At 72.4% G+C, this 14,863-nt stretch carries 16 protein-coding genes and 2 pseudogenes; 12 read left to right on the top strand and 6 right to left on the bottom strand.

What is annotated here, in order from left to right; all coding sequences use genetic code 11:
• Positions 1-764 (top strand): annotated as a pseudogene (locus tag ACWJ6R_RS15230) (cobyrinate a,c-diamide synthase); the annotation flags it as partial.
• Between the two features lie 137 nt (positions 765-901).
• Here the strand turns inward: ACWJ6R_RS15230 and ACWJ6R_RS15235 are convergent.
• From ACWJ6R_RS15235 to ACWJ6R_RS15245, 3 genes are all read right to left on the bottom strand, one after another.
• Positions 902-1,831 (bottom strand): serine/threonine-protein kinase, encoded by a 930-nt coding sequence (locus ACWJ6R_RS15235; protein ID WP_449062849.1) that lies wholly within the window; start codon positions 1,829-1,831, stop codon positions 902-904.
• A 145-nt stretch (positions 1,832-1,976) separates the two neighbouring features.
• Positions 1,977-2,771, bottom strand: coding sequence for a serine/threonine-protein kinase (locus tag ACWJ6R_RS15240; protein WP_449062850.1), 795 nt, complete (start codon positions 2,769-2,771; stop codon positions 1,977-1,979).
• A gap of 99 nt (positions 2,772-2,870) precedes the next feature.
• Positions 2,871-3,275, bottom strand: coding sequence for a hypothetical protein (locus ACWJ6R_RS15245; RefSeq protein WP_449062851.1), 405 nt, complete (start codon positions 3,273-3,275; stop codon positions 2,871-2,873).
• Positions 3,276-3,491: 216 nt separating this feature from the next.
• Between ACWJ6R_RS15245 and ACWJ6R_RS15250 the strand changes: the two genes are divergently transcribed.
• The gene (locus tag ACWJ6R_RS15250) at positions 3,492-3,701 is read left to right on the top strand and encodes a ubiquitin-like protein Pup (protein ID WP_449062852.1); all 210 of its coding nucleotides are present in this window, start codon (positions 3,492-3,494) and stop codon (positions 3,699-3,701) included.
• 244 nt (positions 3,702-3,945) lie between these two features.
• Here the strand turns inward: ACWJ6R_RS15250 and ACWJ6R_RS15255 are convergent, their stop codons facing one another.
• Entirely contained in the window at positions 3,946-5,328 is a 1,383-nt protein-coding gene (locus ACWJ6R_RS15255) for a glycoside hydrolase family 38 C-terminal domain-containing protein (protein ID WP_449062853.1), read from the bottom strand.
• Between the two features lie 70 nt (positions 5,329-5,398).
• On the opposite strand from ACWJ6R_RS15255, the gene ACWJ6R_RS15260 reads away from it, so the two are divergent.
• Positions 5,399-5,857, top strand: a complete 459-nt coding sequence (locus ACWJ6R_RS15260; RefSeq protein WP_449062854.1) for a hypothetical protein — start codon at positions 5,399-5,401, stop codon at positions 5,855-5,857.
• Positions 5,858-6,241: 384 nt separating this feature from the next.
• Here ACWJ6R_RS15260 and ACWJ6R_RS15265 read toward each other — a convergent pair.
• Positions 6,242-7,003: pseudogene (locus ACWJ6R_RS15265) on the bottom strand (glycoside hydrolase family 38 N-terminal domain-containing protein); the annotation flags it as partial.
• 110 nt (positions 7,004-7,113) lie between these two features.
• On the opposite strand from ACWJ6R_RS15265, the gene prcB reads away from it, so the two are divergent.
• The 9 genes from prcB to ACWJ6R_RS15310 all read left to right on the top strand — a co-directional run bounded on the left by prcB (position 7,114) and on the right by ACWJ6R_RS15310 (position 14,699).
• The gene (gene prcB, locus ACWJ6R_RS15270) at positions 7,114-7,962 is read left to right on the top strand and encodes a proteasome subunit beta (RefSeq protein WP_449062855.1); all 849 of its coding nucleotides are present in this window, start codon (positions 7,114-7,116) and stop codon (positions 7,960-7,962) included.
• A gap of 42 nt (positions 7,963-8,004) precedes the next feature.
• The gene (prcA, locus tag ACWJ6R_RS15275) at positions 8,005-8,829 is read left to right on the top strand and encodes a proteasome subunit alpha (RefSeq protein ID WP_449062856.1); all 825 of its coding nucleotides are present in this window, start codon (positions 8,005-8,007) and stop codon (positions 8,827-8,829) included.
• A gap of 136 nt (positions 8,830-8,965) precedes the next feature.
• On the top strand, positions 8,966-9,478 hold the full coding sequence (locus tag ACWJ6R_RS15280) for a hypothetical protein (protein ID WP_449062857.1): 513 nt from the start codon (positions 8,966-8,968) through the stop codon (positions 9,476-9,478).
• A gap of 248 nt (positions 9,479-9,726) precedes the next feature.
• Entirely contained in the window at positions 9,727-11,085 is a 1,359-nt protein-coding gene (pafA, locus tag ACWJ6R_RS15285; RefSeq protein WP_068899405.1) for a Pup--protein ligase, read from the top strand.
• A 209-nt stretch (positions 11,086-11,294) separates the two neighbouring features.
• A complete protein-coding gene (locus tag ACWJ6R_RS15290) occupies positions 11,295-11,909 on the top strand; it encodes a hypothetical protein (protein WP_449062858.1) in 615 nt (204 codons plus the stop codon).
• 55 nt (positions 11,910-11,964) lie between these two features.
• The gene (locus ACWJ6R_RS15295) at positions 11,965-12,249 is read left to right on the top strand and encodes an FKBP-type peptidyl-prolyl cis-trans isomerase (RefSeq protein WP_449062859.1); all 285 of its coding nucleotides are present in this window, start codon (positions 11,965-11,967) and stop codon (positions 12,247-12,249) included.
• Positions 12,250-12,425: 176 nt separating this feature from the next.
• Positions 12,426-13,328 carry an FKBP-type peptidyl-prolyl cis-trans isomerase gene (locus ACWJ6R_RS15300; RefSeq protein WP_449062860.1) on the top strand — a complete coding sequence of 301 codons (903 nt, stop codon included), beginning with the start codon at positions 12,426-12,428 and terminating at the stop codon, positions 13,326-13,328.
• A gap of 299 nt (positions 13,329-13,627) precedes the next feature.
• A complete protein-coding gene (locus tag ACWJ6R_RS15305) occupies positions 13,628-14,137 on the top strand; it encodes a hypothetical protein (RefSeq protein WP_449062861.1) in 510 nt (169 codons plus the stop codon).
• Positions 14,138-14,168: 31 nt separating this feature from the next.
• Complete coding sequence (locus ACWJ6R_RS15310) at positions 14,169-14,699, top strand: DUF3291 domain-containing protein (RefSeq protein ID WP_449062862.1); 531 nt, start codon at positions 14,169-14,171, stop codon at positions 14,697-14,699.
• On the opposite strand, the gene ACWJ6R_RS15315 is transcribed toward ACWJ6R_RS15310, so the two are convergent.
• The coding region (locus ACWJ6R_RS15315; protein WP_449062863.1) for a DUF3866 family protein at positions 14,645-14,863 on the bottom strand (219 nt) is incomplete at its 5' end. The two genes, ACWJ6R_RS15310 and ACWJ6R_RS15315, sit on opposite strands and share 55 nt — an antisense overlap.

Raw genomic sequence — 14,863 nt, forward strand, 5'->3', positions numbered from 1 at the left:
GCTCCTGCGACCTGGAGGCGCTCGTACGGCTCGCACGCACGGCCCCGCCGCTGTCCGGCGGACCGTGGAACCCGGGCCTCGCCGTGCGCACCACCGTGCCAGCCGAGCCGGTCGGCGCGCCCGCCGTGCCCGCTGACGGGTCAGCCGCCGTGCGGGGCCTGCCGGACCTGCCGGACGCGCCGGGCGGCATCCGGATCGCCGTCGCCGGGGGCAGGGCCTTCACCTTCGGATACACCGAGCAGGCCGAACTGCTGGCCGCGGCCGGAGCAGAGCTCGCCGTGTTCGACCCGCTCACCGACGAGGACCTGCCCGAGGGCAGCCGGGGCGTCGTCATCGGCGGCGGCTTCCCGGAGGTCTACGCCGACGAGCTGTCGGCCAACGAGCCGCTGCGCCGGCGGATCGCCGCGTTCGGCGGGCCGATCGCCGCCGAGTGCGCGGGCCTGCTCTACCTCGCGCGAGCGCTGGACGGCAGGCCCATGTGCGGGGTCGTCGGCGCCGAGGCGAGGATGACCGGCAGGCTCACCCTCGGCTACCGCGACGCGGTCGCCGTCCGCGACTCGGTGCTGACCCGGGAGGGCGAGCGCTACCGGGGCCACGAGTTCCACCGCACCGCCGCCGAGCCCGCCCCCGCCCGCCCGCTGTTCCGCTGGCGGGGAGGGGCCGACGGGTTCGCCGACGGCAGGGTCACCGCCTCCTACCTGCACCTGCACTGGGCGGGCCACCCCCACCTGGCCGCGCGGTTCACCGCGGAGTGCGCCCGGCCCGAGCGGGCCGCGCGGCCGGCCGCCGAGCCGGCTGACCACCGGGCGCCCGTCCCGAGGGCTCGGAGGACCGCCGAGCCCGCCGAGCTGCGGGCGGGGCCGTCCTGGGCTCGACGTACGGGCGGGGCCGTCCCGGGACGCTACCTCGCGAAGGAGTCGGGAGGCAGCCGGGCGGCCGGGAGGCGGGGTGGATCCACCGCCACCCCCTCCATCCGGAGGATCGCCGAGAGCAGGCGCGCGGCGTGGTCGGTGGTGATCCGCTCCGAGGGGTCCCGCCGGAGCAGCCCCTCCAGGACCCGGCGGAGCGGGCCGGCCTTCACCGGCGGATCGGGGTCGCGGGTCACCGCCTCGCCCAGCACCGCCAGGGAGTCCGACCCCGGGTACGGCGGGCGGCCCTCCACCGCGAAGTACAGGCACGCCCCGAACGACCACAGGTCGGCCGCGGGGCTCGCGATACGGCCGCGGAGCCGCTCGGGCGCGACGTAGGCCGGCGCGCAGTGCGTCGGCACCGTGGTCGACGCGCTCGGATCCCCGTTCAGCGCCGCGATGCCGAAGTCCGCGAGCACCACCCGGTCACCGGTCAGCAGGATGTTGCCGGGATTGATGTCCCGGTGCAGGACCCCCGCCCCGTGCGCGTGCCGCAGCCCTCCCAGCAGCTGGAAACCGATCCACGCCGTCCAGTGCACGGGCAGGTGGCCCAGATGGGCCACCGTCTCCTTCAGGGACAGCGCCTCCAGCAGCTCCATCACGATCCAGAGCCGCCCGCCCTCCTCCAGCAGGTCGTGCACCGCGACCACCGCCGGGTGGCTCAGCCGCGCCGCCGAGCGCGCCTCGCGCATCGCGCGCCGCCGTGCGCCGTCCAGGTCCGCGCCGTCCGCGCGGAACAGCGGCTGAATCTCCTTGATCGCCACATCGCGGCGGAGCCGCAGATCGTGGGCGCGCCAGATGATTCCCGGACCGTCCCTCCCGGTCGGTGAAATCAGCCGATAGCGATCCCCCAGCGGCCGTGACTCTCCCGTTCCCATGAACCACCTGTTGCACGTAGAAACCGGGCCCCTCCGGGCATTCATGGTTTCATCTGGAACGGTGCACCATCGGGTGACGACATGTATCGCATATAACGATTAAGTTGCACATATGTAGTGGAATATTATTTCTGTCCTTTTTCGGTTTCAGTGCTGACCGAAAAAGGACTTCTGGTGCGACCGGGATCGCTCAGGCGGCGCTGTGGCGGCGCAGGTTCACCAGCATCGCGTACGTCTGCTCGGATGTCAGCCGCGCCGCCGGATCCTTGCGGAGCAGGCCCCGCAGCACCGGCTCCAGGGCCCCCGCCCGCTTCGGCGCGCGCGGCGGCTCCTGCAGGGCCGCCATCAGCGCGGCCATGGAGTCCACCGTGCGGAACGGCGTCCTGCCCTCCACCGCCATGTACAGCGTCGCGCCGAACGACCACATGTCCGCCTCGCGCGTACCGCCCCTGCCCTGCAGGGTCTCCGGCGCGATGAACGCCGGAGTGCCGCGCATCGAGGTCGTCGCCGTGCTCTCGAACCCCGCGAAGCCGAAGTCCGCCAGCACCACCCGGTCGCCGGTCAGCATGATGTTGGCGGGCTTGATGTCCCGGTGGACCACTCCGCCGTCGTGCGCGTGCCGCAGCGCCTCCAGCAGCCGGCGCCCCATCTTCGCCACGAGCTCCGCGGGGAGCGGACCCGCCTGCACCACGGTGTCGTGCAGGGTCAGCGCCTCCAGGAACTCCATGACGATCCAGAGCCGCTCGGCCTCCTCGGCCAGGTTGTGCACCGTCACGATGCCCCGGTGGCTCAGGCGGGCGGCCATCCGCGCCTCCTTGACCACCCGGCGCCGCCGTTCGGTCGCGCCGGGCCCCGGAGGCAGGGCGATCTCCTTGAGGGCGACGTCCCTTTCCAGCAGCAGGTCGTAGGCCCGCCACACGACGCCTGTCGCCCCTTGTCCCACGGGGGCGACGAGCTGGTACCGGCCGGCGACGATGGTGCTCACAGGGCAATGATCCCAGGGATCGAAGGTAAAGACCTACTCGGACCGGTCCAAAAGTGATCGATTACCCCGAAAAGCTGCGGATCTACACTGTAAGGGACCTCAGACGAGACCGATTCCGAGGCTGAGGGTCCCGGCCCCCAGGCAGACCCCGCCGAGCGCGACCAGCCAGATGAGCTTGTTGGGCTTGGTGTCCGAAGGGCGCACCACCGACAGGAAGAAGCCGATGGGCATCAGGACCGGCGCGGCCACGATCAGTGCCCGCGTCAGGCTCTTCATGCCCTCCGACAGGTCGGTCTGGTCGATGTAGAGCAGGGCGACCAGGGCGAAGAGCACCAGGACGCCCGCGTGGGCGTGACCCGCCCGCCACAGGCCGCGCCGGGTCGGATTGTCCAGGTAGCCGGGGATGTCGCGCATGATGTGCGCGAGCAGCGAGAGCCCGCCGAAGGCCACGGCGGGGACGGTGATGAGCAGCACTCCGGCGGTGCTCAGGGACGACGGCGACATGCGAAAGGTCTCCTTGGTTGGATAGTTGCGCTGCCCAATTATTGGGTAGTCGTACTATCCAGTCAAGTCGGGGATTTGCCTCCGAGGTGGAGGGGGAGGTTGTCTGGCGGGTACGACCCGGACGGCGGGTGAAGATCGCGGGCTGATCCGCGCGAAATGTCTGCCGGTTCGGGGAAGATACGGAGTACAGACGTCCCCCAGGCGGAGGTGCCACAGATGGCTAGCAAGGACACCGGCGGCCAGAAGCAGACCGGCCGGACCGACCGCGAGGTCGAGGAGGTCGAGTCCTCCTCGACCTCCGACGTCCAGGAGCGCCACGAGAAGCTCTCGGACGATGTCGACTCGATCCTGGATGAGATCGACGAAGTCCTCGAAGAGAACGCAGAGGAGTTCGTGCGCAGTTACGTGCAAAAGGGCGGACAGTAGAAAAATCGGATGTGGTGTGGGCGGGGTGGGTCGCCGAAAGCGGCGGACGAAGCGGCAGGCGATTCCGAAATCTGCGAATACTGAATGCGGTGTCCTGAAGGCGGCCGACGAGTTCCAGCGCGGCGAGCAATCAGCTGACGGGCTCGCATTCATCTCAGGGAGGCCTGGGGAGAGACCACCGGCGAGGAGGAGATAGCCCGTCTCGCCGCCGAGGACGAGGCGTGGCGCGGTCTGCTCGAGACCGTCAGCCGATCAGGTGAACGGTCGCGATCTCGAAGGGGCGCAGCGGTAGCCGTACGGCGCCGCCGGCGACCCGCAGCCGCTCGCCCGCCGTGCCGAGCAGGTCGGCGCGGCGGGCGGCGGTGAAGGAGCCGCGGATCACGGCCTCGGTGGCGGCGGGGTGCTCGGCGACCAGGCGGACCTCCAGCGCGCCGCCGCGCTCGCGCAGCGCGGTCAGCACCACGCCCCGGCCCTCGACGGAGAGCCGCCCGCCGGTGTCCGCCACGGACTCGGCCGCCGGAGAGGCGCAGGCGCCGTCTCCCGAGCCCGGTACGGCCAGCAGGTCGTGGCGATACTCCTCGGCCAGGCGCGGCAGGTCCGCCTCGTCCCAGGTGCCCGCGTGCGGGAGCACGGCGAAGCGCATCGCGGCGGGGCCGGGGCACTGGGCGGCGGGGGTGGGCAGCTGAGGGCCGGCGGGCCGTCCGCGGTGGGCGTTGCGGTCGCGTGACAGGTGGCCGACGGCGCGGAGCAGGGTCAGGGCGAGCTCTCCGCCGGTCAGCTCGTACTCGGTGACCTGGTCGAGCAGGACGGCGAGGCCGCCCGCGGCGACGAAGCCCTCGGCGGGGAAGGTGGGCAGGGGGTGCTCGTCGCAGCCGCCCTCGGCGGTCAGGCCGCGCCGGACGACGGCCAGCTGCCCTTCGGCGAAGGATTCGGTGGCGGGCCAGGGGAGCGGGGCGTGCCAGCGGACGCGGTGGTCGCGGACGCGGTTGTCGAAGGAGGTCTCCAGCCGCAGGTACGGCTCGTCGGCGCGGAGTTCGGCGCGGGTGGTGACGGTGACGAGGGCGGTGTCCTCGGAGCGGCCGTGCTCCCAGGACTCGGCGGGCCAGCGGTAGGCGCGCCGGATCTCCAGCACCGACACCAGCGGTCCGGCGCAGACGCTCTCGACCTCGACGGAGACGGGGGTGTCGACCTGGAGGTCGTGGCGGGGCGGCGCGTGGTCGTAGGTGTCCCCGGCGTCGCCGCCGTCGACGATGCGGCCGACGCCGTGGGCCTGCGCGTCGCGGGAGGTGAGGGAGAGGGTGCCGTCGGGGGCGACTGCGACGCGGAGCAGTCCGTTGTCGAGGACGCTTTCGACGGTGCGGACCGGGGCGGGGCCGTTCGCGGCGCGGGGTTCCCGGCTCGCGGTGAGCGTGGCGGGCCCGGAGGAGGCGGGGGAGGCGGGGGACCCGGAGGAGCCGGATGGCCCGGAGGACTCGTAGGGGGCGGGGAGGCGGCCGGCCGGGCCGGAGTCTTCGCTGCGAGGGGCGCGGTGGCGGGTGCGGAGGCCAGGACGGTGCGGCCGAGAGGCGGGACGGTGACGAGGGCGGCGACGGTGACGACGGGTTCGGCGAGGGTCCGCACGCGCCAAGGGCCGGGCCGGGCGCCGCGCCGTCGAGGACGGCGCGGCGCAGGTCGGCGTAGTCGTATCCCGGGGAGCCGTGCCGGCCGACGACGACCGTGAACAGGTCCTCCTCGGCGCGCCAGGAGACGATCTCCTGGCCGGACGCCTCGCGGTCGTGGATCCGGCCGAGAAGCCGGGTGAGGTCGTCCACGACGGTCTCGTCGAGCAGGGTGGGGGCGAGTTCCAGCCGCTGCAGCGGCACCGGCTCCCCGCCGGGGCCGAGCAGGCGGGCGCGGGCCTCGGGGAGGTCGGCGAGGACCAGGCCGGTCCGGGTGAAGGGGGAGGGGTTGACGACGACGAGCCGGTCGCGGCCGGCCCGGTCGGCGAGGGAGGCGCTGACCAGGTCGACGACGGCCTGGGCGGTCTGCTCGGCCTCGGCGATGCGGGCGGCGACCTGCTGGGCGGTCTCGTCGGATCCGCAACCGGTGACGGAGTCGTGCCCGCTGCAGGCGATGAGGCGGCGCCAGGCCGCGTCCAGGAGCAGCCGCGCGGCTGAGCCGCCGCCGTCCGGGCGGCCGATGCCGGAAGCGCCGTGGAGGCCGGCGCCGACGGCGGTGCCGGTACCGCCTCCGCTCCCGCCGGGCGGCCAGAGGGCGGCCAGCGGTTCGGCGTAGCGGATGAGGACGCGTTCGGCGCGGGCCATGGCGCGCTTGACGGGGATGCGGGCGGAGACGACGCCGGGCAGGAGGTGGGCGCGGGCGTGGGAGCGCAGTTCGCCCTCCACCGCGGGCAGGCCGTCGACGGACGGGCCGCGGGCGGCGAGGTACTCGCCGAGGGTGGCCAGGCGCAGCCCGGCCGCGGCGATGCCCGGATCGGGGGTGGTGTGGTCGTTGCCGTACATGGCCAGCACGGGCCCGTCCGGGTGCCAGGGGCGCAGGGTCTCGGCGAGGGCGGCCAGCCGGTCGGCCAGCGCCTCGGCGGGGCCGCTGAGCAGGTGGGCGGCGTTGCCGTACCCGCCGGGCAGGTACTGGGTGCGGACGGTGCTGCCGTCCGCGCCGGTCCACGCGAAGGCGGCGCGGTCGACGCGGGCGGGCACGCCGCGCCAGAGGCAGGCGTGCTCGAACCCGGCCAGCCGGAGGATCTGCGGCATCTGGGCGCAGTGGCCGAACTGGTCGGGCAGGTAGCCGACGCGCATCGCGCCGCCGAGCGCCTCGGCGCCGCGCACGCCGTACTCGAGGTTGCGGACGAGGGTCTCGCCCGAGCACAGGAACTCGTCGGCGAGGACGAGCCACGGACCGGCGGCGAGGCGGCCCTCGGCGACGAGGGCCTCGACCAGCGCCCTGCGCCCGGGCCGCACCTCCAGGTAGTCCTCCAGCGCGGCGAGCTGACCGTCCATGGTGAAGCGGTGGGCGGGGTCGGCGGCCAGGGCGTCGAGGACCCGGTCGAGCGTGCGGACCAGTCCGGCGCGGAACCGCTGGAAGGGCAGGTACCATTCGCGGTCCCAGTGGGTGTGCGGGACGACGGTGATCTCGTCGATCCCGGTGACGTCGGTGTCAGGCGCCATGGGCTCCCCCTGGTGAGTCGGCTCCGGTGATTCCCCGCGCGGCCACGATATCGGCGGGGCGCGCGGCGGGCGCGGGGTGCGGGGATCCGGGAACCCGGGCGGATCGGGTTCGCGCTGAGCTGATCGAGGGGAGTGCATGGGGGACGGATGGGTGAGTAGGGTCAGGCGTTAGGCGAGCACACCGGATGGCTGTCGGCCTTGCCCTCCGGCGTCGCTCGAACGTGTACGGAAGTTTTGGAGGGAGTCGCGTGGCATCGCACAGGGACCTGCCCGCCGGCATGGTGAACCACATCTTCACGAACACCGGCAACTCCTCGTTCACCGAGTTCGTCGGGTCCTACGCGCCGGAGCTGCTGCCCGGCCGCAACGACGACCTGGCGGCGCCGGTCGGCGACCAGATCGCGCACGCGACCACGATCGTCGCGGCCACCTGCGCCGGAGGCGTGGTGATGGCCGGGGACCGCCGGGCCACCTCCGGCAACATCATCGCCCAGCGGGAGATCGAGAAGGTCTTCCGGACCGACGACCACTCGTGCATGGGCATCGCGGGGGCGGCGAGCACCGGCATCGAGATGGCCCGCCTCTACCGGGTGGAGCTGGAGCACTACGAGAAGATGGAGGGCCGGACGCTCTCGGTGGCGGGCAAGGCCAACCGGCTCGCCACGATGATCCGGGGCAACCTGGCGATGGCGATGCAGGGCCTGGTGGTGGTGCCGCTGTTCGCGGCCTACGACCCCGACATCGACGGCGGCCGGATCTTCAGCTACGACGTGGGCGGCGGGCCGTACGAGCAGTTCCACCACCACGCGATCGGCTCCGGTTCGATCTTCGCGCGGGGTTCGCTGAAGAAGCTCTACCGGGAGGGGGCCTCTCCCGAGGACACCGTGATGGCGCTCATCCAGTCGCTCTACGACGCGGCCGACGACGACTCGGCGACCGGCGGGCCCGACGTGACCCGCAGGATCTGGCCGGTGGTCGCCACGATCACCGCCGACGGGTTCCGCAGGCTGCCCGACGACGAGGTCGCCGAGTACGTCCAGGCGATCGTGGCCGGCCGCATGACCAACCCCGACGGTCCCGTCGCCCCGCTGCGCTGACACGAGCCGCGCTGACACGAGAGGAAGAGCACCACGGTGTCCATGCCCTTTGGATATGCGTCCCCTGAGCAGATCATGCGGGACAAGGCGGACTACGCGCGCAAGGGCATCGCGCGAGGCCGCAGTGTGGTCGTGCTCCAGTACGAGCACGGCATCCTGTTCGTCGCCCCCAACCCCTCCCGGGCCCTGCACAAGATCAGCGAGATCTACGACCGGATCGGGTTCGCCGCGGTCGGCCGCTACAACGAGTTCGAGGCGCTGCGGCTGGGCGGCATCCGCTACGCCGACATCAACGGCTACACCTACGACCGCTCGGACGTGACCGCGCGCGGGCTGGCCAACCTGTACGCGCAGAACCTCGGGCAGATATTCACCGAGTCGATCAAGTCTTTCGAGGTGGAGGTGGTCGTCGCCGAGGTCGGCGACACCCCGGAGACCGACGCGATCTACCGGCTGACCTTCGACGGCTCGGTCTTCGACGAGCACGGCATGGCCGCGATGGGCGGCCAGGCCGAGGCGGTGACCACCCGGCTCAAGGAGCACTACCGGGAGGGCATGACGCTGGCGCAGGCGCTGGAGGCGGCGCTGGCCGCGCTGACCGAGCCGGGCGGCGAGCGTCCGCCGGTGGGGCAGCTGGAGGTCGCGGTGCTCGACCGCAACCGCGAGCACCGCAAGTTCCAGCGGCTCGTCGGCTCCCGGCTGGAGACGCTGCTCGCCGAGGCCGCGGCGGGGAAGGCGGCGCAGGCGCCGCCCGCGGAGTCGGAGTTCGCGCCCGGGGCCGTCTCGGCTCCGGAGAGCGGCGCCGGCCCCGCGACCGGCCCGGCGACCGGCCCCGAGGGCGACATCGACACCGGCTCCGGCGGCTGACCCCTCCCAGGCGAGGGGCGCGGCGGGTTCCAGGTGAGGGGTACGGCGGCCGCCCGTCACCCCTCACCGGAGACTGTGATGCGGATCAGCCATCCCCTCGCCCAACCGATCACCGGGGGGCGCCGTCGTAACGGGCATGAAGCGATCTCTTGCAGCGGTCTCCGCGGTGTTCGCCCTCGCCCTGGCCGGGACGACCGCGGCGGAGGCGGCGGCGGTCCCCGACTTCCCGAACCCGAAGGTCTTCGGCACCTCGTTCCAGCGCGACCCCGGACACGACTTCACCAAGCGCATCAGATCCCGCAAGGACGGCGTCCTGCGCGGCTGGATCACCTACGTCGGCTCCCGGCACGTCGAGTACGAACCGATCAAGTGGAAGAACGCCAAGTACGCCGCGGGCTACTTCGTGGGCCCGCCGGAGGGCGACGTCACCGCCTACGCCTCGCCGGTCGCCGAGGACGTCGTCTACCTCAGTGCCTTCGGCTGCGGAAAGGCCAGGACCGGCACGACCGTGAGCGCGAAGACCGGCCTGGGCGTCAAGCGCTGCTCCCGCAAGGCGCTGCTGGCCAACGCGGAGAAGAGCAGGATGCCCGGACTCATCACCGTCTACAAGGGCAAGATCGTCAAGTTCCAGGAAATCTACACGCCCTGAGTCCGCTTACGCCCCCGGGCCGGGGGGCATAAGCCCCCCGACCGAAAACCCCGACGGATCCTTCCCGCTCGAGGTGCCTGGCGAATAGTGTGAGGCAGTGACTCCTCCGCTCCTTGCCGGAGCGGCTTCTCGCTTTCCTCTGCCGAGGCAGGCGACGGCCAAGCCCTGACCGTTTCGAACACAAGGACCACAACAGGGAAGTGATCCCCCTGCCGGGTGAACCCGACAGTCCCCTCGCTAGGAGAACGATGGACCGCCGCATCTTCGGGCTTGAGAACGAATACGGTGTCACCTGCACGTTCCGAGGGCAGCGGCGGCTGTCACCCGACGAGGTCGCCCGCTACCTCTTCCGCCGGGTGGTCTCGTGGGGCCGGTCGAGCAACGTCTTCCTCCGCAACGGGGCGCGCCTGTACCTGGACGTCGGCAGCCACCCGGAGTACGCCACCCCCGAGTGCGACAACGTCATCGAGCTGGTGACGCACGACAAGGCGGGCGAGCGCATCCTGGAGGGCCTGCTCCTGGACGCCGAGAAGCGGCTCCGGGAGGAGGGCATCGCCGGAGACATCTACCTGTTCAAGAACAACACCGACTCGGCCGGCAACTCCTACGGCTGCCACGAGAACTACCTGGTCGGACGGCACGGCGAGTTCGGCCGCCTGGCCGACGTGCTGATCCCCTTCCTGGTCACCCGGCAGATCATCTGCGGCGCCGGCAAGGTGCTGCAGACGCCGCGCGGCGCGGTCTACTGCGTCTCCCAGCGGGCCGAGCACATCTGGGAGGGCGTGTCCTCGGCGACCACCCGGTCACGGCCGATCATCAACACCCGCGACGAGCCGCACGCCGACGCCGAGCGCTTCCGCCGCCTGCACGTCATCGTCGGCGACTCGAACATGAGCGAGACGACCATGCTGCTCAAGGTCGGCGCGACCGACCTGGTGCTGCGCATGATCGAGGCGGGCACGGTGATGCGCGACCTGTCGCTGGAGAACCCGATCCGGGCCATCCGCGAGGTCTCCCACGACATGACCGGCCGCCGGCGGGTGCGCCTGGCCAACGGACGGGAGGCGTCCTCGCTGGAGATCCAGCAGGAGTACCTCGCCAAGGCCCGCGACTTCGTGGACCGGCGCGGCGGCGACGAGATCAGCCACCGGGTGCTGGAGCTGTGGGAGCGCACGCTCAACGCCGTCGAGACGGGCAACCTGGACCTGGTCGCACGGGAGATCGACTGGGTGACCAAATACCAGCTGATCGAGCGCTACCGCGCCAAGTACGACCTGCCGCTCTCCAGCCCGAGGGTCGCCCAGCTCGACCTGGCCTACCACGACGTGCACCGCCGCCGTGGGCTGTTCTACCTGCTGCAGAAGCGCGGGGCGGTGGAGCGGGTGGCCTCCGATCTGAAGATCTTCGAGGCCAAGTCGGTGCCGCCGCAGACCACCCGGGCGAAGCTGCGCGGCGAGTTCATCCGGCGGGCGCAGGAGAAGCGGCGCGACTTCACCGTCGACTGGGTGCACCTGAAGCTCAACGACCAGGCGCAGCGGACCGTGCTGTGCAAGGACCCGTTCCGCAGCGTGGACGAGCGGGTGGACAAGCTGATCGCGGGCATGTGACGGCGGTGCGGGCGGCGGGCGGTCCTGCCGCCCGCCGTCCGGGGGCGGCGGGAGCGGACGGGCGCTCGGCCGCCCGCGACGGGTACCCGGCGGCCCGGCCCGTCGCGGGCGGGCACGCTCGCGGGGATGAACGTTTCACCGCTTATCCCTGCCGTATGCGGCAGTCGGATAGTGTGGCGCGAACCTGACGTCTGCTTGAGGGATATCGAATGCGCCGCCGCAGCCTGGCCGTACTGGCCGCAGTGCCTCTGTTGTTCGCCGTAGCCTGCGGTACCGATCAGAGCGGCACCGAGTCCGCCGCCGGCAGCGGCATCAAGGTGACGGGTGACGTCGGCAAGAAGCCGACGGTGACCTTCCCGGCGGGCGCGCCCGCGCAGAAGTCCGTCGAGGAGACCGTCAAGGACGGCTCCGGTGCGGAGTTCAAGGTCGGTGACAACGTCATCGTCAACTACACGGTCTACACCTGGGACGGCAAGACCAATCCCGCGGCCATGTCCACCTATGACACGGGCTCCCCGGAGACCATCCCGGTCAGCGACCAGCTGCCGGCGGTGCTGAAGGAGGCGTTCGTCGGAGCCCGGCCGGGCGGCCGCCACGTCGCCGTGGTGGCTCCCGACAGCCTGAGCCCGCAGCAGCTGGAGCAGGCCAAGCAGCAGGGCCAGGACAAGGTGACCCAGGTGCTGGTGCTGGACATGGTGGGTCTGGAGCCGCCGGCGCCGAAGCCCGTCACCGTGGACGGCAAGGCCACGGATCCCGGCGTCAAGGGCGTCAAGGTCGAGAACCGGCCCGGGCAAGGCACCCACGCTGACCACGAAGACCGGTGAGAAGGCGCCGAAGGAGCTGGTCTCCAAGGTCGTCATCAAGGGCACCGGCCCCGAGGTGAAGTCCGGCCAGAAGCTCATGGCCCACTACATCGGCAAGATCTGGGGCACCGACAAGGAGTTCGACAGCAGCTGGGGCCGGGGCGAGCCGGCGACCTTCCCGATCGGCGTCGGCCAGGTCGTCAAGGGCTGGGACCAGACCCTGGTCGGCCAGACCGTCGGCAGCCGCGTGCTGGTCAGCATCCCGCCGGACCTCGGTTACGGCGAGCAGGGCAACCCGCAGGCGGGCATCAAGGGCACCGACACCCTGGTCTTCCTGGTGGACATCGTCGGCGCCTACTAGGCGCCGGCCCGGCCGGCCGCGGCGCCCTCCTGCGGGCGGGAGGCGGCGGTCCGGGGCAGAGGCAGGACGGGGCAGGCCCGGTCGCGCACCCGCGCGGCCGGGCCTGCCGCATGTTACTGACATCTCCCCCAATAGCGGGTTAGGGTGGGCGCATCCACCGATCCAGGGGGAGCCGGATGCGTCCTCGGGCCCTGCTCGTCGTGCTCTCGCTCGCGCTGGCCTGCGGTTGCACCGCGGGCGGGCGGACGGGCCCGGACATCACGGTAGGCGGCGACTTCGGCGCCGAGCCGGAGATCGGCTTCCCCGCCGGCGGCCCTCCGGACAGCCTGCGGGTCCGCGAGCAGATGGCCGGCACCGGCGCCGTGGTGGAGCCGGGCGACCTGGTCGTCGCCCACTACACCGCGCACGTGTGGGACGGTGGGGACAACCGCCTGGTGGCCTCCAGCTTCGATCAGGGGGTGCCCGCCTCCTTCCCGCTGAACCAGGCGGTCACCGGGGTGGGCAAGGCGCTCCAGGGCCACCGGGTCGGCAGTCGCGTCGTCGCCGCGATCCCCCCGCAGGAGGGCTACGGGCCCAATCCGCCCGGCGGGATGAGCGCCCGGGAGACGCTGTTCTACGTGATCGACGTGCTCGGCGCCTTCCCGGCCGGCGCCGCCGCGCAGGGGTCCGGCGGTTCCGGGGAGCTCGCCGGGGTGAAGATCACCGGCGGTTCCGGGGAGCGGCCGGTCCTCACCCTGCCGGGCGGCCGTCCCCCCGCCGGGCTGGAGACCGAGGTGCTCATCCGGGGCAGGGGGGCGAAGACCCAGGCGGGCCGGCTCCTCGTCGTGCAGTACGAGGGCAGGGTCTGGGGGTCGGGCGCCGTGCTGGACTCCACCTGGCGGACCGGGCGGCCCAAGGCGTTCCGGATCGGCAAGGGCGCCGTCATCCCCGGCTGGGACCGCGCCCTGACCGGCGTCCCGGTCGGCAGCCGGGTCGCGGTGGTCGTGCCTCCGGCCCTCGGCTACCGGCAAGGGCTGCCGCCCCTGGTCAAGCCCTCCGACACCCTCGTCTTCGTCGTGGACGTGCTCGCCGCCTACTGAGCCGCCTGTGTGGGCGGACTAGACTCCGGCCGTGAACGGCGACGATCTGAGCGCGGTGGCGGTCCTGAACGATCCCGTACGGCGGGCGGTCTACGAGTACGTGGTCGCCCAGGGACGTGAGGTGGGGCGCAACGAGGCGGCCGAGGCGGTGGGGGTGCAGCGCACGCTCGCCGCGTTCCACCTGGACAAGCTGGTCGAGGCGGGGCTGCTGGAGCCCGGGTTCAAGCGGCTGGGGGACGACCGGTCCGGGGAGCGGCCGCCCGGCCAAGGTCTACCGCCGGGCGGCGGGGGAGTGGCAGGTGAGCGTCCCGCCTCGCGACTACCGCACGCTCGCCCTGGTGCTGGCCGAGGCGGTGGACCTGCTCGGCGGGGACGAGCGGGCCGAGGAGGCCGCGCGGCGGGCCGGGCGCAGGCTCGCGGGAGGATCGGGCGGATCGGCCAGGTCCAGTGGATCGGGTGGGCCGGTCGGGTCCAGTGGATCGGGTGGGCCGGGTGGCCGGGACTCCCGGAGCGACCAGGAAGGCGCGGCATCGGCGGCGGACGCGGCGGAAGGGCCCGGCGGCGCCGATGGCCTCGGTGACCTGCTGCGGCGGCGCGGTTACGAGCCCTACGAGGAGGACGGCCGCCTGAGGCTGCGCAACTGCCCGTTCCACGTCCTGGCCGAGGAGCACCCGCTGCTGGTCTGCTCGATGAACCTGGCCCTGTGCCGCGGGCTGCTGGAAGGGCTCGGCCGCGATCCCGGGCGGGCCCGGTCGGATCCGCGGCCGGGGGAGTGCTGCGTGAGCCTCTCTATAAATAATGATAATTGACATAGAAGGCGCGGGATGGTCTGCTGAGGTCATGCATCTGGCACAGCTGAACGTCGCCCGCCTGCGCGCACCCCTGGACTCGCCCGAGATCGCTGAGTTCGTCGCGCTCCTCGAACCGGTGAACAAGGTCTCCGACGAGTCCCCCGGCTTCGTCTGGCGGCTCAAGGAGAGCGAGGACGACCCCCAGGCCACGGTCCAGCACGACTACGGCGACGACCTGGTGATCAACTTCTCGGTCTGGGAGTCGCGCGAGACGCTGTGGAACTTCGTCTACCGCAGCGCGCACCTGCCCGTGCTGCAGCGGCGCCGGGAGTGGTTCCTGAGCATGGCGGAGCCGTACTCGGTGATGTGGTGGATCCCCGAAGGGCACATCCCCTCGCTGGCCGAGGGGATGGAGCGGCTGGAACTGCTCCGTCGCGAAGGCCCCACCCCGCGGGCCTTCACGTTCAAGGACTTCCACGACGGCGGTGCCCGCCGCGGCGAGGACGTCCCGGAGGGCGCGGCCCCCTACGGCAGCAGCGAGGCCGCCAGCCTGCCCGCGGCGGCCGAGGCCAGGAAGTAGGCGAGGTCCTCCTCCAGCCCCCGCCCCATGGTGGACAGCCGCACCGGCGACTCCTTCAGTGCGTCGTGCAGCCCGCCCACGGGCACGGAGACCAGCTCGTGCCGCTCGCCCAGCGGCCGGGCCTGCTCGGCCACCCGGGCGCCGAAGCCGCCCGGCAGTTCGGG

It is taken from the genome of Planomonospora algeriensis (assembly GCF_977012225.1).